General features: G+C 72.0%; 19 protein-coding genes. 14 read left to right on the top strand and 5 right to left on the bottom strand.

Going from position 1 to position 19919, the window contains the following annotated elements; translation table 11 throughout:
* Positions 1–460: 460 nt before the first annotated feature.
* From DY240_RS18675 to DY240_RS18625, 11 genes are all read left to right on the top strand, one after another.
* Positions 461–1855, top strand: a complete 1395-nt coding sequence (locus DY240_RS18675) for an ABC transporter substrate-binding protein (protein ID WP_158602903.1) — start codon at positions 461–463, stop codon at positions 1853–1855.
* A 34-nt stretch (positions 1856–1889) separates the two neighbouring features.
* Positions 1890–2834 (top strand): carbohydrate ABC transporter permease, encoded by a 945-nt coding sequence (locus tag DY240_RS18670; protein WP_119661344.1) that lies wholly within the window; start codon positions 1890–1892, stop codon positions 2832–2834.
* Entirely contained in the window at positions 2831–3670 is an 840-nt protein-coding gene (locus DY240_RS18665) for a carbohydrate ABC transporter permease (protein ID WP_119661343.1), read from the top strand. Before DY240_RS18670 ends, DY240_RS18665 begins: the two co-directional genes overlap by 4 nt.
* Positions 3671–3691: 21 nt before the next feature.
* A complete protein-coding gene (locus DY240_RS18660) occupies positions 3692–4462 on the top strand; it encodes an enoyl-CoA hydratase/isomerase family protein (protein ID WP_119661342.1) in 771 nt (256 codons plus the stop codon).
* Positions 4463–4467: 5 nt separating this feature from the next.
* Entirely contained in the window at positions 4468–5652 is a 1185-nt protein-coding gene (locus DY240_RS18655) for a CaiB/BaiF CoA transferase family protein (RefSeq protein WP_147375390.1), read from the top strand.
* The gene (locus tag DY240_RS18650) at positions 5649–6083 is read left to right on the top strand and encodes a MaoC family dehydratase (protein WP_119661340.1); all 435 of its coding nucleotides are present in this window, start codon (positions 5649–5651) and stop codon (positions 6081–6083) included. The genes DY240_RS18655 and DY240_RS18650 overlap by 4 nt, the downstream gene beginning before the upstream one ends.
* The gene (locus DY240_RS18645; protein ID WP_119661339.1) at positions 6083–7249 is read left to right on the top strand and encodes an acyl-CoA dehydrogenase family protein; all 1167 of its coding nucleotides are present in this window, start codon (positions 6083–6085) and stop codon (positions 7247–7249) included. The genes DY240_RS18650 and DY240_RS18645 overlap by 1 nt, the downstream gene beginning before the upstream one ends.
* Complete coding sequence (locus tag DY240_RS18640; RefSeq protein ID WP_119661338.1) at positions 7246–8001, top strand: SDR family NAD(P)-dependent oxidoreductase; 756 nt, start codon at positions 7246–7248, stop codon at positions 7999–8001. The genes DY240_RS18645 and DY240_RS18640 overlap by 4 nt, the downstream gene beginning before the upstream one ends.
* Positions 7998–9530, top strand: coding sequence for an acyl CoA:acetate/3-ketoacid CoA transferase (locus DY240_RS18635; RefSeq protein ID WP_199701748.1), 1533 nt, complete (start codon positions 7998–8000; stop codon positions 9528–9530). The genes DY240_RS18640 and DY240_RS18635 overlap by 4 nt, the downstream gene beginning before the upstream one ends.
* A gap of 9 nt (positions 9531–9539) precedes the next feature.
* Positions 9540–10583 carry a LacI family DNA-binding transcriptional regulator gene (locus tag DY240_RS18630; protein WP_233552793.1) on the top strand — a complete coding sequence of 348 codons (1044 nt, stop codon included), beginning with the start codon at positions 9540–9542 and terminating at the stop codon, positions 10581–10583.
* An 89-nt stretch (positions 10584–10672) separates the two neighbouring features.
* The gene (locus DY240_RS18625) at positions 10673–12013 is read left to right on the top strand and encodes an NAD(P)/FAD-dependent oxidoreductase (RefSeq protein ID WP_119661336.1); all 1341 of its coding nucleotides are present in this window, start codon (positions 10673–10675) and stop codon (positions 12011–12013) included.
* Here the strand turns inward: DY240_RS18625 and DY240_RS18620 are convergent.
* On the bottom strand, positions 12000–13340 hold the full coding sequence (locus tag DY240_RS18620) for a right-handed parallel beta-helix repeat-containing protein (RefSeq protein WP_119661335.1): 1341 nt from the start codon (positions 13338–13340) through the stop codon (positions 12000–12002). The two genes, DY240_RS18625 and DY240_RS18620, sit on opposite strands and share 14 nt — an antisense overlap.
* A 147-nt stretch (positions 13341–13487) precedes the next feature.
* Between DY240_RS18620 and DY240_RS18615 the strand changes: the two genes are divergently transcribed.
* The 3 genes from DY240_RS18615 to DY240_RS18605 are packed head-to-tail and all read left to right on the top strand — an operon-like array spanning position 13488 to position 15509.
* Positions 13488–13958, top strand: coding sequence for a VOC family protein (locus DY240_RS18615; RefSeq protein WP_119661334.1), 471 nt, complete (start codon positions 13488–13490; stop codon positions 13956–13958).
* Positions 13959–13962: 4 nt separating this feature from the next.
* Positions 13963–14304 (top strand): YciI family protein, encoded by a 342-nt coding sequence (locus DY240_RS18610; RefSeq protein WP_119661333.1) that lies wholly within the window; start codon positions 13963–13965, stop codon positions 14302–14304.
* The gene (locus tag DY240_RS18605) at positions 14301–15509 is read left to right on the top strand and encodes an RNA polymerase sigma factor (RefSeq protein WP_119661332.1); all 1209 of its coding nucleotides are present in this window, start codon (positions 14301–14303) and stop codon (positions 15507–15509) included. Before DY240_RS18610 ends, DY240_RS18605 begins: the two co-directional genes overlap by 4 nt.
* 64 nt (positions 15510–15573) lie before the next feature.
* Here the strand turns inward: DY240_RS18605 and DY240_RS18600 are convergent, their stop codons facing one another.
* Genes DY240_RS18600 through DY240_RS18585 form a run of 4 tightly spaced genes read right to left on the bottom strand, consistent with a single transcriptional unit; the run spans position 15574 to position 19912 of the window.
* Positions 15574–16899, bottom strand: coding sequence for a glycoside hydrolase family 36 protein (locus DY240_RS18600; protein ID WP_119661331.1), 1326 nt, complete (start codon positions 16897–16899; stop codon positions 15574–15576).
* A gap of 28 nt (positions 16900–16927) precedes the next feature.
* Entirely contained in the window at positions 16928–17755 is an 828-nt protein-coding gene (locus DY240_RS18595) for a carbohydrate ABC transporter permease (RefSeq protein WP_119661330.1), read from the bottom strand.
* Positions 17748–18635, bottom strand: coding sequence for a carbohydrate ABC transporter permease (locus DY240_RS18590; protein WP_119661329.1), 888 nt, complete (start codon positions 18633–18635; stop codon positions 17748–17750). The genes DY240_RS18595 and DY240_RS18590 overlap by 8 nt, the downstream gene beginning before the upstream one ends.
* A complete protein-coding gene (locus tag DY240_RS18585; RefSeq protein WP_119661328.1) occupies positions 18632–19912 on the bottom strand; it encodes an ABC transporter substrate-binding protein in 1281 nt (426 codons plus the stop codon). Before DY240_RS18585 ends, DY240_RS18590 begins: the two co-directional genes overlap by 4 nt.
* Positions 19913–19919: the final 7 nt, after the last annotated feature.

Here is a 19919-nt window from a genome sequence, read left to right as displayed (position 1 = left end):
GAAGGATCCGGGTAGCCAGGACGACGCGGATCCCTCACCCATCCAGGCCGCGACGGCATCACCTGCCGACCACGACACACGCCCCACGCATTCATCGGCATCCCCCAGGCCGCAGCGTCGGCAATCTCGGCGTCGGCTAACAACAGGTCAGCGCGGTCGACGACCGAGTCGGTGGCACGGGCGCCAGCAGCCGTTGACGTCGCCACCGATGACGCCGTCGCCCGGGTGACACTTCGAGCTCCTCCGCCGTCAACGTGTCGGCTGTCCCTGCGAGGGCGCGCGGCGGCGGCCCCAACGCGTAGTGCCGGGACGTCGCGAACGCCCGCCGTCACGCCCGAGCCTCTGACCGGGTATGACACGACGAGGTGTTGACAGGACGGAAACCGGTGTCCATCATCGGCGGATACCGGTTTCCATCCACCACGAACCCACACCGCACGATGTCGCCAAAGGAGGCCACATGCGCGCGAAGGGCCGATGCACCGTCCGGGCCGCGACCATCCGGGCCGCCGCTGCCGCCACGGCTGCCGCCACCTCGCTGGCGCTGGCGCTCGCCGGCTGCGGCGGTGACGCGACCGCCGACGACGGCCGGGTCGAGATCACGGTCTGGCACACCGAGTCGACGCCGACGACCGTCGAGGCGCTGAACGAGGTCATCGCCGACTACGAGGCCGCCAACCCGGGCGTCACCATCACGCAGGAATCGGTCGGCTGGGGCGACCTGCAGGTGAAGTTCCAGGCGGCGCTCGCCGCCGGCGACCTGCCGGAGATCACCCAGATCGAACCGATGTTCGTCCGCACGCTCTACTCACAGGATCTGCTGGTGCCGCTCGACGAGGTCGTCGACTCGCTCGGCGACGACTACCTGCCGCAGCTGCGTGAGATGTTCGCGCTGCCCGACGGCCACGACTACGGGGTGGTGCACGCGTGGGGCACCGACTCCGTCGTCTACCGCGCCGACCTGTACGCCAACGCACCCGGCGCGGGCACCCCGGAGGACCTCGAGACGTGGGACGACTCGATCGAGCAGTGGAAGGCGGTGTCCGAGGCCAACGACGACGCCTACGGGCTGATGCTGGCCGGCGACGCCGCTCACAACGTCAACGAGGAGGTGTACCTCTGGCTCGGCTCCAACGGCGGGCACCTGTTCGATGAGAACGGGCACGTCACCATCGACACGCCGCAGATGCGTGAGGTGCTGGAGTACTGGGTCGAGCTGCGCGACAGCGGCGCGCTGTCGCCGGCGTGGTCGTCGCAGACCTATGCGGACAGCCTGAGCGCGCTGGCGCTCGGCGAGGCCGCGACGATCTTCTCCTTCGGCCGGGCGACCTACACGTTCGAGGACCAGGCGCCGGAGCTGGTGCCGGGTGAGGACATCAAGGTCGCGCCGAACCGCCCGGTCGGCCCGTCCGGCGACGACTGGATCACCCAGCTCGACGCCGAGCCGTGGGTGGTCTTCAAGGACTCCCCCGACGCCGAAGCCGCCGCGGACTTCCTGAAGTTCTTCTTCGAACGGCAGAACTACCTGCGCTGGATCGGCAGCGTACCCACCCAGCTGCTGCCGGTGCGCGCGTCGATGTTCGACGACCCCGAGTACCAGGCACTGCCGGAGGTGCGGACCTGGGGGTTCTGGATCGACCTGCAGCGCCAGATGCTCGAGTCCGGCCGGGCGTACCCGCTCATGGTCACCCAGCCCTCCGACCTCGAGCTGCCGTACCTGAGCGACCTCTACGGCTCGGAGATCCTCGTCGACATGGTCATGGACGTGGTCGAGAACGACAAGGACATCGACGAGGCGCTGTCCGACGCCCAAGCCCGGGCCGACGAGCTGCTCTCCCCGCTCTACGACGACTGACCGCGATCGACTGACCAGCGCGAAGGGAACGACGATGTCTCTGACGCGAACGACGACGACCGGCGCACCGGCCGCGAACACCGCGCCCCGGGCGAGCGCCCCACGCCGCCGGATGCCCGGCTGGTTCTGGGGCGCGCTGCTGCTCAGCCCGGCGTTCTTCCTGGTGCTCGGCGTCATCGCGGTGCCGATCGCCTACCTGGTGCGGCTCAGCTTCACCGACGCCCACGCCTACCTGCCGAAGTTCAGCTCGGTCGGGTTCGACAACTACGTCGCGCTGCTGCGCGCCCCACACTTCTGGGACAGCGTGCGCACGACGGTCTGGTACGCGGGCCTGACGGTGGGCCTGCAGCTGGTGCTCGGCGTGCTGATCGCGCTGCTGCTCCATCAGCGGTTCCGCGGCCGCGGCGTCGTCCGGCTGATCGCGCTGGCGCCATACATGGTGCCGTCGATCGTGGTGGCGCTGGTGTGGCGCTGGCTGCTCGACCCGACGACCGGGGCCTACTCGTGGTTCGTCGACAAGGTCTGGCCGGGCTCGGAGCCGCCGAACCTGCTCAGCCCGAACCTGATCTTCTGGTCGCTGATCGCGGTGTCGGTGTGGATGTTCACGCCGTTCATCGTCATCAGCGTGCTGGCCCGGCTGCAGACCATCGACCCGTCGACGCTGGAGGCGGCCACGGTCGACGGCGCCGGGGCGTGGCGGCGGTTCTGGCACATCGTGCTGCCGGAGCTGAAGCCGGTGCTGTACACGCTGATCCTGCTGCGCTTCATGTTCATGTTCACCAAGTTCGACGTGGTGTACCTGTTCGCCGGCACCGGCACCGAGGTGCGCACGCTGCCCGTGCTGACCTTCCAGCGCATCTTCGGCGAGGCCCGGCTGGGCTCCGGCGCCGCCGTCGCGATGGTGCTGTTCGTGCTGCTGATGATCTTCACGACGGTCTACCTGCGCACGCTCTACCGCGAGCGGGAGGAGACGGCATGAGCACCGCACTGCACCGGCTGGCCCGGGTCCGCTGGTACCTGGTCATCGGCATCGTCGCGCTCGTCGCGATCAACGGGTTCCCGTTCTACTGGATGGCGCTGACCTCGGTGAAGCCGGGGACGGAGCTGTTCTCGTACCCGCCCACCTTCTTCACGACGGCGCCGGACTTCGGCGGCTTCCAGCGGCTGTTCGAGACGACGAACTTCCTGACGTACGCCAAGAACAGCCTGATCATCGCGACCGGCGCGACGGTGGTGTCGGTGGCGGTGTCGGCGCTGGCGGCCTACGGGCTGACGCGGTTCCCGTTCCCCGGCAGCCGCGCGTTCAGCACGGCGATCCTCTACGCCTACACGTTCGCGCCGATCGTCATCGTCGTGCCGCTGTACGGGATGTTCCGGGAAGCCGGGCTGATCAACAACTACCTCGGCATGATCCTCGCCTACGCCTCGTTCGGCGTGCCGTTCAGCCTGTGGCTGCTGCAGCCGTTCTTCCGGGCCATCCCGGCGGAGCTGGAGGAGGCCGCGTTCGTCGACGGCGCCAACCGGGTCAAGAGCGCGTGGTACGTCGTGTTCCCGCAGGCCGCGCCCGGGCTGATCGCCGTCTCGGTGTTCACGTTCCTGCTGGCCTGGGAGGACTACCTGTTCGCCCGGGTGCTGATCACCCAGGACGAGCTGAAGACGCTGCCCATCGCGCTGCACGACCTCTACAACGCCAGCCTGCAGGACTGGCCGCTGCTCATGGCCGCCGCCGTCCTCATCAACCTGCCCGTCCTCATCGCGTTCCTGTTCGTCCAGAAGTACCTGGTCGCGGGCTGGGGCGCGGGAGCCATCAAGTAGATCGCCGCAGAGAGGGAATGCATGTACGTCGGTTACGAGGTCCGCGAAGGGACCGCCTGGATCCGGATCGAGCGCCCGGAGAAGCTGAACGCGCTCGACCTGTCCGGCTGGCACGCCATCACGGACCGGCTGGCCCGCGCGGCGGACGAGGCGCCCGGCCCGGTGGTGCTGACGGGGACGGGGCGGGCCTTCTGCGCCGGCGACGACATCGCCACGTTCCAGGAGCACGCCACGCCCGAGCAGGGCATGGACTTCTTCATCGGCGGGCTCTACCGGACCATCGAGGCGATCGCCACGCACCCGTACCCGGTGATCGCCGCCGTCAACGGGCTGGCCTTCGGCGGCGGCTGCGAGCTGGTGCTGGTCAGCGACCTCGCCATCGCCTCCTCCGACGCGACGTTCAGCCTGCCCGAGGGGCGCATCGGCGCCTGGCCGACCGTCGCCGTCGGCGTCGCGCCGCACGTCAGCGGCCGCAAGCTCGCGAACGAGCTGGCCTTCGAGATGGCCCGGCTGGACGCGGCCGAGGCCCGCCGCTTCGGCATCGTCAACCGGGTCGTCCCGCCGATGGACCTCGAGGGCGAGGTCAACGCCACGGTCGAGCGCATCCGCGCCGCGTCGCCGCACGCGATCCGGATGACCAAGCGGTTCCTCAACGAGGAGCTGGTCACCGCCGGGCTGCCGAAGGTCCGCCGGGCGCTGACGGCGCTGGTCGAGACGCTGCCCACGCACGACCTCCGGGAGGGCACCGCCGCCTTCCTGGAGAAGCGCACGCCGGTCTTCGACGGGAAGTGAGCACGATGCCGAACCTTCCCCTCGACGGCGTCCGCGTCCTCGACTTCGCCCACATGATGCAGGGCCCGTGGGCCGCCGAGATGCTCGGCGACCTCGGGGCCGACGTCATCAAGGTCGAGGTCGTGGGCAGCGGCGAACGCGGCCGGCAGTCCGGCACGACGTTCCTCAACGGGGTCAGCGCCCAGTTCCTGGCGATGAACCGCAACAAGCGCTCGCTCGCCGTCGACCTCAAGGCCCCGGGCGGGTTGCGGGTCGCCGAGGCGCTGATCCGGACCGCCGACGTGCTGATCCAGAACTTCCGGCCCGGCGTCATGGACCGGCTCGGCCTCGGCTGGGAACGGGCCCGCGAGCTCAACCCGCGCCTGGTCTACTGCACCGCCAGCGGTTACGGCGCCGGCGTTCCGGACCCGCGCAAGCCCGGCCAGGATCTGCTCGCCCAGGCCCGCACCGGCGCGCTCTGGCTCACCGGCACCGCCGACGACCCGCCCACGCCCGCCGGCCCCTTCGTCGCCGACGTCCACGCGGCGACGATGCTGGCGCTCGGCGCGACGGCGGCGCTGGTGGAGCGCGACCGGACGGGGCGCGGACGTCTGGTCGAGGTCGACCTCGTCGGCGCGATGCTGCACCAGACCGTGCAGGAGGTGGTCTCGACGCTGAACTCCGGCGAGCCGCCGCGCCGCCCGTCCGTCCCCGGCAGCGCTTACCTCGAGGCGCCCTACGGCGTGCACGCGGCCGTGGACGGCTACGTCGCCATCTCGCTGACGACGATGGAGGCGCTGGCCGACGGCCTGGACGCGCCGGAGCTGCTGGAGCGGTTCCCCGACAAGGAGGCCGCGACCACCGGCCGGGACGAGCTGAACGCGCTGGTCGGCGAGCTGGTCGCGACCCGTCCCGCCCAGGAGGTGCTGGACGCGCTCGACGCGGCCGGCGTCTGGTGCGCGCCGGTCAACGACCACCGCGCGATGACCACCGACCCGTACGTGCGCTGGGACCAGCGCCGGCTCGAGGTGAAGCACCCGGTGGCCGGCACGGTCGAGCTGGTCGGCAACCCGATCACGCTGGACGGCGAGCAGCTGCCGGCCCGGCGCCCCGCTCCCCTGCTCGGTGAGCACACCGCCGAGCTGCTGGCCGAGCTGGGACTGGACGCGGAGGCGCTGCTGGCCGACGGCGTCGTGGAGGTGCCGCGATGACGACGGCCTGGTTGCCGCCCGTCGGTGCGCACAGCGTGTTCCGCAAGACCGTCACGGAGTCAGACGTGGGCCTGTTCGCCGGCATCACCGGCGACTTCGCGCCGCAGCACGTCGACGACGAGTACATGCGCGCGCGACCGCAGGGCCGCCGCATCGCGCACGGCGTGCTGACGCTGGGTCTGACGTCGACGGCGGCCGCCCGCCTGTGCGACGCGCACGGCGTGACGGCCGTCTCGTACGGCTACGACCGCGTCCGGTTCCTGCGCCCGGTCTATCTCGGCGACACCGTCACCGTCGACTACGTGGTCGAGCGGCTCGACCCCGCCGCCCGCAAGGCGTTCGCGGCCATGACCGCGACCACCCAGGACGGCGAGCGGTGCCTCGTCGGGACCCACGTCCTCTACTGCTACCCACCGGAGGGAGACGCGTGATGCTGGGCGAGGTCGACCACTTCATCCGCACCCGGGTCGCGCCGGCGGCCCGCGCCATCGACGCCGACGCCGGCTTCTTCCCCGACCTGCTCACCGACGCCGCGACGCTCGGGCTGCAGGGCATCGTGCACGACGACGCCGGCGGGCTGGACGTGACCCGGATGGACCTCGCCCGCGAGGTGACCGAGCGCATCTCGGCGCACAGCCCGGCGGTGGCGCTGGGCATCGCGGGGGCGCGGCTGTCGGCGTACCTGCTGGCCAAGTACGCGCCGGCACACCTGAAGCAGCGCTGGGTGGCGTCGACGCTGGCCGCGCAGACCTACGGGTCGTTCGCCATCACCGAGCCCGAGGCCGGCACCGACATCCGCGCGCTGACCACCGTCGCCGTGCCCGACGGTGACGACTACCTGCTCACCGGGCACAAGTGCTGGGTCGGCTTCGCGCCGGTCGCGCACGTCGCGATCGTGCTGGCCAAGGTCGGCAGCACCGAGCGCGACGCGCCGATGGTCGCGCTGGTCGTCGACATGGCCTCCCCCGGCGCCTCCGGGCGGCCCGGGCCGCGGCTGTCCGGGTTCCGCGGCATGCCCAACGGCGAGCTGCTGTTCGACGGCGTCCGGGTGCCGCGCGGCGACCGGCTCGACGTCGAGGGGTTCGCCGGGATGATGGACGGCCTCAACATGGCCCGCATCGACGCCGCCGCCTACGCCTGCGGGCTGCTGCGCGGTGCGCTGCTGGCCAGCCTCGCACGCGCCAACGCGCGGCAGGCGTTCGGCCGGCCGATCGGCGAGCTCCAGACCATCCAGCGCAAGCTCGGCCGGATGGCCGCCGACTACCGCGCCGCCCGCGAGCTGACCCGCCGCGCCGCCGAGTCGTTCGCGCGTGGTGGCGGCGGCGACCAGGACGTCGTGTCGATGGCGAAGATGTTCGCCTCCGACGCCGCGCGCCGGCACACCGACGAGGCCATGCAGATCCACGGCGCGCTGGGCGTCGTCGCCGACGAGGACGTCAACCGCATGCATCGCGACGCCAAGGTGACGCAGATCTTCGACGGCACCAGCGAGATCCACGAGACGATGCTCGGCCGGCGAGCACTGCGGATGCTGGCCCGCGGCGAGCCGTTGACGGCCTTCCTCGACGAGGACGCCTACCAGGAGGTCATCGCATGACGGGGCAGCCGCTGGCCGGCGAGGTCGCGCTGGTGACGGGCGCGACCGGCGCGCTGGGCGCCGCGATCTGCCGTGACCTCGCCCGAGCCGGCGCCGACGTCGCCGTGCACCACCTGGACGAGCCGGACGCCGCGGCGGCGCTGGCCGGCGAGCTGTCCGCGGCCCACGGAGTGCGGACGACGACGGTCGCGGCCGACGTCACGTCGTGGGACGAGGTGGCGAACGCCGTCGCCGTCGTGGCGCAGGAGCTGGGGACCATCACGGTCCTCGTCAACAACGCCGGGTTCATGGAGCCGGTGCGCATCGTCGACTCCGAGCTGGCCGACTGGCGGCGCACGCTGAGCGTCGACCTCGACGGCGTCTTCGTCGTCACGCGGCACGTGCTGCCCGGCATGCTCCAGGCGCACGGGCGCATCGTCAACGTGTCGTCGCAGCTGGCCTTCAAGGGCGCCGTCGACTACGTCGCGTACGCCACCGCGAAGGCCGGCGTGCTCGGCTTCACCAAGGCGCTGGCCCGCGAGGTCGGCCCCCGAGTGCGCGTCAACGCGATCGCGCCCGGCCCCATCGACACCCCCATGGTGCGGCCGTACGCCACGCCTGAGTGGGTGCACGCGCGCACCCGCGACTCCATCACCGGCCGGCTCGGGACGCCCGACGAGGTGGGGCCGGCCGTGGTGTTCCTGGCCGGGCCCGGCGCGGAGCTGCTGCACGGGCAGACGCTGCACCTCAACGGCGGCGGGGTGATGGCGTGAGCAGACGGGGACGTCCCCGGTTCCTGTCCGCGGAGGCCGCCGCCGACCTCGTCCAGGACGGGCAGACGCTGGCCGTCGGCGGCTCCGGCGGCGGGCTGCTCGAGCCGGACGCGCTGCTCGCGGCGCTGGGCCGGCGGTTCCGCGAGACCGGGTCGCCGCGCGGCCTGCACCTCGTGCACACCACCGGCATCGGCGACCGCCGGGGCGGCGGCATGGACCACCTCGCCCAGCGCGGGCTGGTGCGGTCGGTCGTCGCCGGCAACTGGGGCATGGCGCCGGCGATGAGCGCGATGGCCGTCGCCGGCGAGTTCGAGGCGTACAACTTCCCGCAGGGCGTGATGAGTCAGCTGTTCCGCGAGATCGCGGCCGGCCGGCCGGGCGTCGTCACGCACGTCGGGCTCGGCACGTTCTGCGACCCGCGGGTCGAGGCCGGCCGGCTCAACGATGTCAGCCCGCAGACCCGCGTCGAGGTGGTCGAGCTGGCCGGTCGGGAGTGGCTGTTCTACCCGGCGTTCGACCTCGACGTCTGCTTCATCCGCGGCACCACCGCCGACGAGCGCGGCAACCTCTCCTTCGAGCAGGAGGGCGCCCGGCTGGAGATGCTGGCCATCGCGCAGGCCACCCGCAACCGCGGCGGCCTCGTCATCGCCCAGGTGAAGAACGTCGCCAAGGCCGGGACGCTGGACCCGCGGCTGGTCGCCGTCCCCGGCATCTGCGTCGACGTCGTCGTGCACCACCCGGCGCAGAAGCAGGTGGTGACGCACGAGTACAACCCGGCGTTCTCCGGCGAGCTGCGCGCCGCCGCGTCGACGCTGCCGCCGTTCCCGCTCGACGCGCGGAAGGTGGTGGCGCGGCGGGCGCTGTCCGAGATCGAGCCCGGCGACGTCGTCAACCTCGGCGTCGGCATCGCCGACGGCATCGCGTCGGTGGCCGCCGAGGAGGACCGGCTGGACGAGTTCACGACGACGATCGAGCAGGGCGCCGTCGGCGGCATCCCGGCCCGCGGGGTGATCTTCGGCGTCGCCACCAACCCCGAAGCGATCCTCGACCAGCCGGCCCAGTTCGACTTCTACGACGGCGGCGGCCTCGACATCGCATTCCTCGGGTTCGCCCAGGTGGACGCCGCGGGGAACGTCAACGTGTCGAAGTTCGGCTCGCGGGTCGTGGGCACCGGCGGGTTCGTCGACATCAGCCAGAACGCGCGCACCGTCGTGTTCTGCGGGACGTTCACCGCGGGCGGCCTCGACGTCCGGGTCGGCGGCGGCGAGCTGCGCGTCGTCACCGAGGGCGAGCACCCGAAGTTCGTCCCCGCCGTCACCCAGGTGACGTTCAGCGCGCGCGAGTCCGTGGCCCGCGGGCAGCGGGTCCGCTACGTCACCGAGCGGGCCGTGTTCGACCTCACCGCGGACGGGCTGCGGCTGCTCGAGGTGGCCCCCGGCGTCGACGTGCGGCGCGACGTTCTCGACCTGATCCCGTTCGACGTGCTCGTCGAGACCGTGAAGACCATGGAGCCCGAGTATTTTCAGTAGGTGCAGACGATGGAGCCGGAGAACAGCCACCCGCGGCGGCCGACGATCAAGGACGTCGCCGACCGCGCGGGCGTCACGAAGGCCACCGTCTCCAAGTACCTCAACCGCGCGCACGGCTACGCGATGGCGGCGTCGACCCGGGAGCGGATCCGGGCCGCGATCCAGGAGCTGGACTTCCAGCCCAGCCCGCTGGCCCGCGGCCTGTCGCGCAGCGCGACGTCGACCATCGGGCTGGTGGTCGCCGACATCCGCAGCCAGTTCTACCCCGACCTCGTCGCCAGCATCCAGGCCGCGGCCGAGGCGGCCGGCTACACGCTGGTGCTCGGCAGCTCCGGCGACGACCCCGACCGCGAGCTGGACATCATCCGCTCCATGGCGCACCGCCGCGTCGACGGCGTCGTGCTGGTGGCCGTGCGGTCCGAGAGCGACCACATCGACTACCTGCGCCGGCGCGGCATCCAGATCGTGCTCGCCAGCCGCGACCTTCCGGAGCTGGTCGCCGACACCGTCGTCGTCGACAGCCTGGCCGGCGGGCGGGCGGCGACGCGGCACCTGCGCGAGCTCGGCCACCGGCGGCTGGCGCACGTGGCCGGCGAGGCGACGGTGAAGCCGTTCGCCGACCGCCGACGCGGCTTCGAGCTGGAGACCGCCGACCTCGGCGGCGACGGGTCGGGCCTGCCGGTCGAGGTCGCCGCCTCGACCATCGACGGCGGCCGGGCCGCCGCCCACCGCCTCCTCGACGTCGCCGAGCCGCCGACCGGAGTCTTCTTCGCCAGCGACACCATGGCGCTCGGCGGCCTCATGGCCTGCGCCGACCTCGGCCTGCGCGTCCCCGACGACGTGTCGATCGTCGGCTTCGACAACGTCGCCGTCGGCCAGCTGCCCGGCATCGGCCTCACCACCATCGACAGCGACGCCGTCCGGGTCGGTGAGCAAGCGACTGAGCTGCTGCTCAAGCGCATGCTCGCCCCCGCCGATGCCGACGCCGACCCCATCCTCGTCACCCGGCCCGCCGAGCTGGTCGTCCGCACCTCCGCCGCCCCGCCGCGCTGACGCTGTTCCGGTGGTCACACCGGGGTCCACACGTGTCACGAAACCGGCCGCCGTGCCGTCGTCAGGGTGTGAGCACGAGGAGGCAGCGAATGCGCAGGATCCTGATCGTGGGCGGCGGGTACGCGGGCTTCTACACCGCGTGGCGGCTGGAGAAGAAGCTCCGCCGGGACGAGGCGGAGGTGACGCTCGTCGACCCGCGGCCGTACATGACGTACCAGCCGTTCCTTCCGGAGGTGACGGCCGGCTCGGTCGAGGCCCGGCACGTCGCGGTGTCGCTGCGGCGGCATCTGCGCCGCACCCGCCTCGTCGCGGGCACGATCGTCACCATCGACCACGCGCACCGGACGGCGACGCTCCGGCTGGCCGCGGGGCCGGAGCGCGAGCTCCACTATGACGTCATCGTCGTGACCGCGGGCGCGGTGACCCGGACGTTCCCGATCCCGGGCGTCGCCGACGAGGCGATCGGCCTCAAGCACGTCGAGGAGGCGGTGGCCATCCGCGACCGCCTGCTGACGGCGTTCGAGCGGGCCGCGACGCTGCCGCCGGGGCCGGAGCGGCGCAAGCTGCTGACGGTGACGGTGGTGGGCGGCGGCTTCACCGGCGTCGAGGGGTTCGGCGAGCTGCTGTCGCTGGCCACCGCGCTGCTGAAGCACTACCCGGAGCTCAGCGCCGACGACCTCGCCTTCCACCTGGTCGAGGTGCGCGACCGCATCCTCCCGGAGGTGACCGACGAGCCGGGGCGCTGGGTCGTCCGGCACCTGGAGAAGCGCGGCGGGCACGTGCACCTGGAGACCAAGCTGGTGTCGGCCGAGGGCGGGCACATCGTGCTCTCGGACGGCACGGAGTACGACAACCACCTGCTGATCTGGGCCGCCGGCAACCAGAGCAACCCCGTGGTCGCCCGGCACACCGACCTGCCGGTGGACGAGCAGGGCCTGTTCCGGGTCCGCGCCGACCTGCGGGTCGGCACCGACGACGCGCCGGTCCCGGACGCCTGGGCGGCCGGCGACAACGCCGCCGTCCCGGACCTCGCCTCGAAGGTGCCCGGCGGCCACGTCGTCCCCAACGCGCAGAACGCCGTCCGCCAGGGCAAGCGGCTGGCCAAGAACATCGTCGCCGACCTGCGCGGCCGCAAGCCGAAGCCGTACGTCCACCACAGCCTCGGGACCGTCGCGACGCTCGGCCTGGGCAAGGGCATCTTCCAGTACCGCCGCATCGTCATCACCGGGCTGCTCGCCTGGCTCATGCACCGCGGCTACCACGTGCTGGCGGTGCCGACGTGGGAGCGCAAGGTCCGCGTGGCCCTCGTCTGGACGGCGGCGCTGTTCTACGGCCGCGACATCGTGTCGCTGCTGTCGGTCCAGCACCCGCGCGACGCGTTCATCGCGGCCACGCTCGGCGACCGCGACCGCCAGGTCACCCGGGGCTGAGCGCCGACCGGTCCGCGAGCAGGCCGGGATCGGGCACCGGCAGGCCGTCGATGGCGGGTCGCTCGGGCGTGCCCGGGAGCGGTTCGGGGACGGCGCTCAGGTCGCCCTCGAGCTGCGGCTGCGGCCCCGGCAGCGTCACGTCCAGGAACGGCACCCCCGGCGGCGCCGGCGGCACGTCCGTCAGCGCGGCCCCGGAGATCGCCGGTGTGCCGGCCGGGCAGACCGCGGCCGCGATCGCGTCCGGCAGCACCGAGGCGGACCCGTTGCCGTCCAGGCAGGTCCCCGACGACGGCGCCCGCTCGGTCGAGATGTCGGCGATGTCGACGCGGTTCCGGCTGAACTGGTTGGCGACGAACCGGTTGTCCAGCGACGGCACGTCCTCGGCGCTGCCGATCAGCGTCCCGGCGGTGGTGTTGCCGCCGATCAGGTTCCGCTCGATCACGTTCTGCTGACCGCCGGCGATACCGATCCCCACCCCGAACCCGCCCTCGGCCTGCGCCGGCGAGTCCGGCTGCACGTTGTCGCTGATGACGTTCCCGACGACGACGTTGTCGCGCTGCGGGACGAACGCCTCCTGGTAGTCCGACGTCAGCGTGAGCCCGACCCGGTTCCCCGCGAACCGGTTCCCGGTGATCAGCACCCCGCCGGAGGCGTTGGCGTTCTCGAACCCGACCGCGTTGCGCTCGGCCACGTTGCCCGTGACCACGGCGTCGCAGTCCACGCACTGGCCCAGGTAGAAACCCGAGTCCGCGCCGCCGGAGGCGTAGCTGTCGACGATCGCGCCGTGCTGGGAGTGGAAGGCGTAGATCCCGTAGAGGCCGTTGTTCGTCGCCGTGACGTTGCGAACCTCGTAGCGCTGCAGCAGTTCCTCCTCCGGCTCCTCGCTGGAGTACCCGTCGCCGGGAACGTTCCCGGACGCGTCGTGCACGCCGGAGATCAGCACGCCGGCCAGCGTGTGCCGGGTCGCGGTCAGGTTCTGCACCCGCACGCCGTCGGCGATGCCCAGGATCCCGATCGCCCGCTCCCCCTCACCGTCGACGACGACGGCGTTGCGGTCCGCGCCCCGGATGGTGACGTCGGCCTTGTCGACGACGACGGCCTCCGGGTACGTCCCGGCGTCGACCAGCACCATGCCGCCCTCGGCCACCGCCGCCACCGCCTCGGTGATCGTCGCCGCGTCCGCGGGCACCCGCACCAGCTCCGCGCCGCCACCCGACGGGCTCGCGTCCGACGAGCCGCCGGAGTCGCCGTCGGAGGAGTCGCCGGAGCAGCCCGCCACGACGACCGCGAGGACGAGCAGGACGGAGTAGCGCAATCGTGGTCTCACCGCCGCACCGTAAGCAGGCCAGCACGTCGCCCGCCGCCGGTTCGGCCGAAATGTGACCGGTCCTGCACCCGGCGAGGTGTCGTATCCGGCCCGCCGCCGTTCGTCTCCTGGGTAGAACCGCCGACACGACGCAGGAAGGATGACGACATGACCGCGCAACCGATCCCCGACACCTACCGCCGCATCACCCCGTGCCTCGTCGTGCGCGGGGCGGCGGAGGCACTGGAGTTCTACGCCGACGTGTTCGGCGCGACCGAGCGCATGCGCTTCCCCGGGCCGGACGGCAGCGTCGCGCACGCCGAGATCGTCATCGGCGACTCCGTGCTCATCGTCGAGGACGCGTCGCCGGTGATGGGCACCGAGCCGCCGCCCGAGGGCGGGCTGCCCGGGTCGCCGTCGTTCCTGTTCCTCTACGTCGAGGACGTCGACGCCGTGGTGGCCCGCGCCGTCGAGCGGGGTGCGACGCTGAAGCGGGCGCCGGAGACCCAGTTCTACGGCGACCGCGACGGCTACGTCGTCGACCCGTTCGGGCACGGCTGGACCATCGCGACGCACGTCGAGGACGTCCCGCCGGACGAGCTGGCGCGCCGTCTGGCCGCCGCCATGCAGGGAGCCTGAGCCGATGAAGTACGTGCTGCTGTTCGTCGACACCGAGCAGTTCTCCGCCGACCTCGAGGCGATGACGCCGGACGACCGCGCCCGCGCGTTCGCCAAGGTCGACGCGTGGATGGCCGAGCACCGTCACCTCATCCGCGGCGGCAGCAAGCTGCAGGACGCGCACACCGCCACCACCGTCCGGCTCGACGCGCCGGAGCCGATCGTCACCGACGGCCCGTTCGTCGAGGGCAAGGAGGTGGTCAGCGGGTACCTGGAGGTCGACGTCGCCGACCTCGACGAAGCGCTGCGGATGGTGCGGACGTGGCCGGGCTGCCCGGTGGTGGAGATCCGGCCGCTGGAGTCATGACGACCGACGCGGCGGGCGGCGACCCGCACGACGAGCTGGCCCGAGTGGTGCGCGAGCACGCGGGCCGGCTCGCGGCCGCGCTCGTCCGGCTGATCGGCGACTTCTCGGCCGCCGAGGACCTCGTCCAGGACGCCGTCGTCGCCGCCCTGCAGCGGTGGCCGGTCGACGGCATCCCGGACCGGCCGGACGCCTGGCTGTTCACCGTCGCCCGGCGCCGCGGCCTGGACGTGCTGCGCCGCGAGACCCGCTACCGCGAGAAGCTGGCCCAGGTGCAGTGGCCGGTCCCGCCGGAGCCGGACGAGCGACTGCGGCTGATCTTCACCTGCTGCCACCCGGCGCTCCCCCGGTCCGCGCAGGTCGCACTGACGCTGCGGGTCGTGTGCGGGCTGACGACGGCACAGATCGCACGGGCCTTCCTGGTGCCGGAGACGACGGTGGCGCAGCGGATCAGCCGGGCGAAGCGCAAGATCGCCGACGCCGGCATCCCGTACCGCCTGCCGTCCGGCCCGGAGCTGGCCGACCGCGTGGGCGAGGTGCTCACCGTCGTGTACCTCATGCTCAACGAGGGCTACCTGTCCTCCGGCGGCGAGGTGGCCTCGCAGCGGCTGGTCGACGACGCGGAGTGGCTGGCGGCGCTGCTGCACGAGCTGCTGCCCGACGAGCCGGAGGTAGCCGGGCTGCTGGCGCTGATCCGGCTGCACCGGGCCCGCTCGGGCGGCCGGTTCGACGCCGGGGGCGGACTGGTCCTGCTGGCCGACCAGGACCGCGCCCGATGGGACCACGCGGCCATCGCCGACGCCGTCGCGCTGCTCACCCGCGCGGCCCGGCGGGGCCGGCCGGGCCCCTACCAGCTGCAGGCCGCCATCGTCGCCTGTCACGCCGAGGCGCCGCGCTGGGAGGACACCGACTGGGAGCAGATCGTGCTGCTCTACGACATGCTCCTGCACCTCGCGCCGTCGCCGGTCACGCGGCTGCACCGCGCGGTCGCGCTGCGTTACACCGCCGGTCCGGCGGCGGCCCTGGCCGCTGTGGAGGAGGTCTCCGGCCGGCTCGACGGCTACCACCTCTTCCACGCGACGCGGGCCGGTCTCCTGCGCGACCTCGGCCACGCCGCCGAGGCGCGCGAGGCCGACGCGCGGGCCCTGGAACTCACGCAGAATCCCGCCGAGCAGGCGATCCTGCACGACCGCCTCCACTGGACCTGACCCACCCGACGACGTTGTCGTGGTCGAGTAATTACCGCTCTGGCGGTAGCAACTCGACCACAGCTCAGCGGCTGAGCAACCGCCGGGTGGTCTCGAGGCCCCAGTCGTCCAGGCCGAGCAGCCGGTCGCTGCTGACGACCGCGCCGCCGACCTGCTCGACATGCGTGGCCCAGGCCTCGCGGTTCTCGACCTTGGGGCCGACGATGAGGCAGTCGGGGTCGTTGGCGAAGAACACGCCGTTCATGAACTGCCGGCCGCGGGCGCTGAGGATCGCCGCCTCCTGGCTGGGCGAGCACATGTCGCCGTCCTCCGGGGAGAACGTGTGACCGGTGTCGGCGCTCACACGGATCGAGTCGACCAGGCCGACGGACGGGAGCACCGGGGCGCCGCAGCCGAGGATGTGCGCGTCGGGCCCGACCGCCGAGCGGATCAACGCCAGCCCGTCGCGGTAGGCGGTCACCGGGTCGGCCCCGGACGCCCGCGCGCCCGGGATCGCCCCCGCCGCGATGAAGTCGATCTTGAAGTAGTCGATGCCCCACGCGGCGAACGTCGAGAACACCGTCCTGATCCACTCCGCGGCCGCGGGGTGCGACAGGTCGACGGAGTAGAGGTCCTGGTTCCAGTTGTGCCCGGCGTGCAGCGGCCCGCCGTGCGGGTGGCGCAGCAGCCAGTCGGGGTGCTCGGCGGCCAGCCGGGAGCGCGCGCCGGCGAAGAACGGGGCCAGCCAGATGCCGGCCCGGCGGCCCTCGCCGCGGATCGTCTCGACCAGGCCGCGCAGGTCGCCGAAGCCGTCGGACGGGATCAGCCAGTCGCCGATCTCGGCCGAGTAGCCGTCGTCGATCTGGACGACGTCGACGGGCAGGTCCAGCGTCCGCATCGCCTCGAGGTTCTCGACGATGTCCTCGCGGCGCACGTCGCCCCAGTACTCGTACCAGGAGCACCAGGCGGTCGGCGCGGGCCGCGGCGCCGCGAGCCCGGCCTCCGAGGCGGCCGACACCGCCCACGACCGCAACGCCTCCTGCACGTCGCCGGTCGGCTCGACCGACACCCGCACCGGCCCGTCCGCGCCGACGACGACCGACGAGCCCGACACCGCCGCCTGCACCCGCACCCCCGTCGTGAACGGTTCGGCCGCCGACACCACGTGCACCGAGCCGGACCCGTCCGCCACCGCCAGGACGCCCTCGCCGAAGTACCCGTCCGGGCCGGGGTGCGAGGACTGCCGGTAGTTGAGCATCCGGTTGCGCTCCGACGTGGGCCGGTGCGGCCGCGTACCCAGCGGGTAGGCGGAGGTCGGGCTGAACGACTGCCAGCCGTGCTCGAAGACCTGCGCGCCGTCGGAGGAGACGGTCAGCTCGTGGACGACATCGAAACCGGGCGAGAGAGACATGGAGACAGAGCTTTCCGAGTAAGGGCCCTCAGGCCTTGAGTCCGGACATCGCGATGCCGCGGATGAACTGTTTCTGCAGCAAGACGAAGACCAGCACCATCGGCAGGATCGTCAGCAGCGAGCCCGCCATCAGGACGGGGTAGTCGGTGCCCTGGGCGCCCTGCAGCGTGGCGAGGCCGACCGGCAGCGTCATCCGGTCCGGGACCGTGTTGACGATCAGCGGCCACAGCAGGTCGTTCCAGGAGAACAGGGACGTGAGGATGGTCAGCGCGGCCAGCGCCGGCCGGCACAGCGGCAGGATGATCCGCAGGTAGATCTGCCACGGGTTGGCGCCGTCCATGCGCGCGGCCTCATCCAGCTCCGGCGGCAGCGTCCGCATGAACTGATAGAGGACGAAGACGCCGAACGCGCTGAACATGCCCGGCAACGCCAGCGCCTGCACCGAGTTCAGCCAGCCCATCGTGCGGATCACCTCGTACTGCGGGATCACGAACAGCTGCGGCGGCACCATCAGCACGACGAGGAAGCCGGCCAGCAGCGGACCGCGGAACCGGAAGCGCAGCCGGGCGAACACGTACGCCGCCAGCGACGCGACCAGCAGCTGCCCGGCCACCCGCAGCACCAGCGCCAGCACGCTGTTCACCGCCATCGACCCCACCGGGACGACGTCGAAGAAGGCCGAGTAGTTGCCCCACTCCGGCGACGACGGCAGCACCGTCGGCGGCACCCGGGTCGACTCCCCCAGCGTCTTCAGCGACGTGAGGAACTGCCAGAGGAACGGCGACACCATGAGCAGCGCGCCGGCCATGAGGACGACGTGCGTCACCAGGTGCCGGGACCTCACACGATCACGCATAGGTCACCCACCGTCGCTGCAGGCGGAACTGCACGGCCGTCACCGCGAGCGTCACCACCAGGGTGACCAGCGCGATCACCGCGCCGAGCGGGCGGTCGTTGCGCACGAACGCCTCCTCGTAGAACAGGTAGACGATCGTCTTGGAGTCGGCCAGCGCCGGGTTGGTCCGGCCGAGCATGATGAACAGCAGGTCGAACATCTGCAGCGACCCGATCACCGACAGCACCGACACCAGGAAGATCGACGGGGTCAGCAGCGGCACCGTGACGGAGAGGAACCGGCGCACCGGCCCGGCGCCGTCGAGCATGGCCGCCTCCTCCAGCGTCTGCGGCACCGCCTCCAGGCCGGCGGCCAGGATGATGAGGTTGGTGCCCAGCGCCATCCAGATCCCGACGACGGCGACGGCGTACAGCGCGGTGTCGGGGTCGGCCACCCAGGCCCTCGTCGGCCCGCCGACGGCGTCGAGCACCTCGTTGAGCAGCCCGAAGTCGCCGTTGTAGATGTAGCGCCAGACCATCGCCACCGCCACCGGCATGGTGACGACCGGGACGAAGTACAGCGTGCGGTAGAACGACCGGCCACGCAGGCCGCGCTGGTGCAGCAGCGCCGCGATCACCATCGCGATCGGCACGCCGAGCAGCACGATCGCCGCGTACACCAGCGTGTTGACCAGCGCGCGCCAGACGTCGTCGCCGTTCTCGAACAGCCGCTGCCAGTTGCCGAGCCCGGTGATCGTGTACCCGGTGAACGCGGTGCCCTCGGAGAAGCTGAGCAGGACGGTGCGCAGCAGCGGCCACAGGTAGAAGATCACCAGGCCGCCGAACGGCACCGCGAGCAGGATCGCCGCCCACGCGTTGTCCGGGTACCGGTTCGGCCTCATTCCTGCGCCAGCGCCTCGTTCATGGCGTCGGCTAGGTTCGCGGCCGCCTCCTCGACGCTCTGCTCACCGGTCCACGCCGGTGTGAGGAACTCGCCCTCGCGGCTGGCCCACGCGTCGGTGTTGCGCGACACCGGCAGCACCACGCCGTTCTCGGCCTGGTCGAGGAAGGCCTGCAGGTTGAACTGCGGGAACGCGTCGACGAACGCCTCCTGGGTGCCCTCGTAGGAGCCGATGACGGTGCCGGTCTCGCTGGAGATGCGCGAGGCCTCCTCGCCGCTGAGGAAGACGGCCAGACGGGCGGCCTCCTCGGGGTGCTCGGTCGAGGCGAGCGCGACGTTGCCGATGCCGTTGATGATGGTCGCCTCCTGGGCGCCGGCCGGCAGCTCGGTCACGTCGAAGTTCTGCGACGAGTACTCGTCGTTCGCGAACCGGATCGCGTAGAACGAGCCGGTCGTCAGCATGGCGAGGCGCCCGGACATGAACTGCGCGACGGACTCGGTGTCGGCGAAGGACTCCAGCGTCGGCGACACGTGATGGACGTTGATCATGTCGGTCCAGAACTTGATGCCCTCGATGGCCTCGGGGCTGTCGTAACCCGACGTCGTGCCGTCCTCGGAGATCACCTCGCCGCCGGCCTGGTAGATCGTGTTGTAGTACGTCGCCTGCGGGTCCATCGGTGCGCCGATGCCGTAGACGCTGCCGTCGGGCTTGGTCAGCGCCTTCGCCGCGGTGATGACGTCATCCCAGGTCCAGTCCGGGGTTGGGTACGCCACGCCGGCCTCGTCGAACAGCGCCTTGTTGTACCAGAGGCCGATGGTGTCGAAGTCCTTCGGCAGCGCGTACGTCGTGCCGTCGTCGACGAACAGGTCGACCAGCTGCTCGGGGTACTTCTCGATGTCCAGGCCGGACTCCTCGAACGCCTCGTCCAGCGGCAGCAGCACGCCGCCGTCGATGTACTGGCCGATCTTCGCGCCGAGCATCCAGGCGACGTCCGGGCCGGTGCCGCCGGCGGTCGACGTCTGCAGCGTGCTCCAGTAGTCGGTCCACGGGATGATCTGGATCTCGACCGAGACGCCGGGGTTCTGCTCCTCGAACACGTCGAGGATCTGGCGGATGGCCGGCTCCTGGTCGGGCGAGAACGTCGCGAAGGTCAGCTCGACCTCCTCGCCGCCGCCGCCGTCCGAGCCGCCGGCCGAGGCGCCGTTGTCGCCGCACGCGGCCAGCGTCAGGACCGCGGCCGTGGCCGCCAGGGCCAACATGGTATTCGTCGACTTCATCGTCGTA

The organism is Jiangella rhizosphaerae, from assembly GCF_003579925.1.
GTDB lineage: Bacteria > Actinomycetota > Actinomycetes > Jiangellales > Jiangellaceae > Jiangella > Jiangella rhizosphaerae.
This window is presented reverse-complemented; position numbering and strand designations above follow the sequence as displayed.

Coding starts and splice junctions, on each gene's coding strand:
- DY240_RS18660 (WP_119661342.1), top strand. CDS start 3,692: ATGTACGTCGGTTACGAGGTCCGCGAAGGGACCGCCTGGATCCGGATC.
- DY240_RS18655 (WP_147375390.1), top strand. CDS start 4,468: ATGCCGAACCTTCCCCTCGACGGCGTCCGCGTCCTCGACTTCGCCCAC.
- DY240_RS18650 (WP_119661340.1), top strand. CDS start 5,649: ATGACGACGGCCTGGTTGCCGCCCGTCGGTGCGCACAGCGTGTTCCGC.
- DY240_RS18600 (WP_119661331.1), bottom strand. CDS start 16,899: ATGTCTCTCTCGCCCGGTTTCGATGTCGTCCACGAGCTGACCGTCTCC.
- DY240_RS18675 (WP_158602903.1), top strand. CDS start 461: ATGCGCGCGAAGGGCCGATGCACCGTCCGGGCCGCGACCATCCGGGCC.
- DY240_RS18615 (WP_119661334.1), top strand. CDS start 13,488: ATGACCGCGCAACCGATCCCCGACACCTACCGCCGCATCACCCCGTGC.
- DY240_RS18625 (WP_119661336.1), top strand. CDS start 10,673: ATGCGCAGGATCCTGATCGTGGGCGGCGGGTACGCGGGCTTCTACACC.
- DY240_RS18610 (WP_119661333.1), top strand. CDS start 13,963: ATGAAGTACGTGCTGCTGTTCGTCGACACCGAGCAGTTCTCCGCCGAC.
- DY240_RS18585 (WP_119661328.1), bottom strand. CDS start 19,912: ATGAAGTCGACGAATACCATGTTGGCCCTGGCGGCCACGGCCGCGGTC.
- DY240_RS18630 (WP_233552793.1), top strand. CDS start 9,540: ATGGAGCCGGAGAACAGCCACCCGCGGCGGCCGACGATCAAGGACGTC.
- DY240_RS18665 (WP_119661343.1), top strand. CDS start 2,831: ATGAGCACCGCACTGCACCGGCTGGCCCGGGTCCGCTGGTACCTGGTC.
- DY240_RS18645 (WP_119661339.1), top strand. CDS start 6,083: ATGCTGGGCGAGGTCGACCACTTCATCCGCACCCGGGTCGCGCCGGCG.
- DY240_RS18670 (WP_119661344.1), top strand. CDS start 1,890: ATGTCTCTGACGCGAACGACGACGACCGGCGCACCGGCCGCGAACACC.
- DY240_RS18640 (WP_119661338.1), top strand. CDS start 7,246: ATGACGGGGCAGCCGCTGGCCGGCGAGGTCGCGCTGGTGACGGGCGCG.
- DY240_RS18605 (WP_119661332.1), top strand. CDS start 14,301: ATGACGACCGACGCGGCGGGCGGCGACCCGCACGACGAGCTGGCCCGA.
- DY240_RS18595 (WP_119661330.1), bottom strand. CDS start 17,755: ATGCGTGATCGTGTGAGGTCCCGGCACCTGGTGACGCACGTCGTCCTC.
- DY240_RS18590 (WP_119661329.1), bottom strand. CDS start 18,635: ATGAGGCCGAACCGGTACCCGGACAACGCGTGGGCGGCGATCCTGCTC.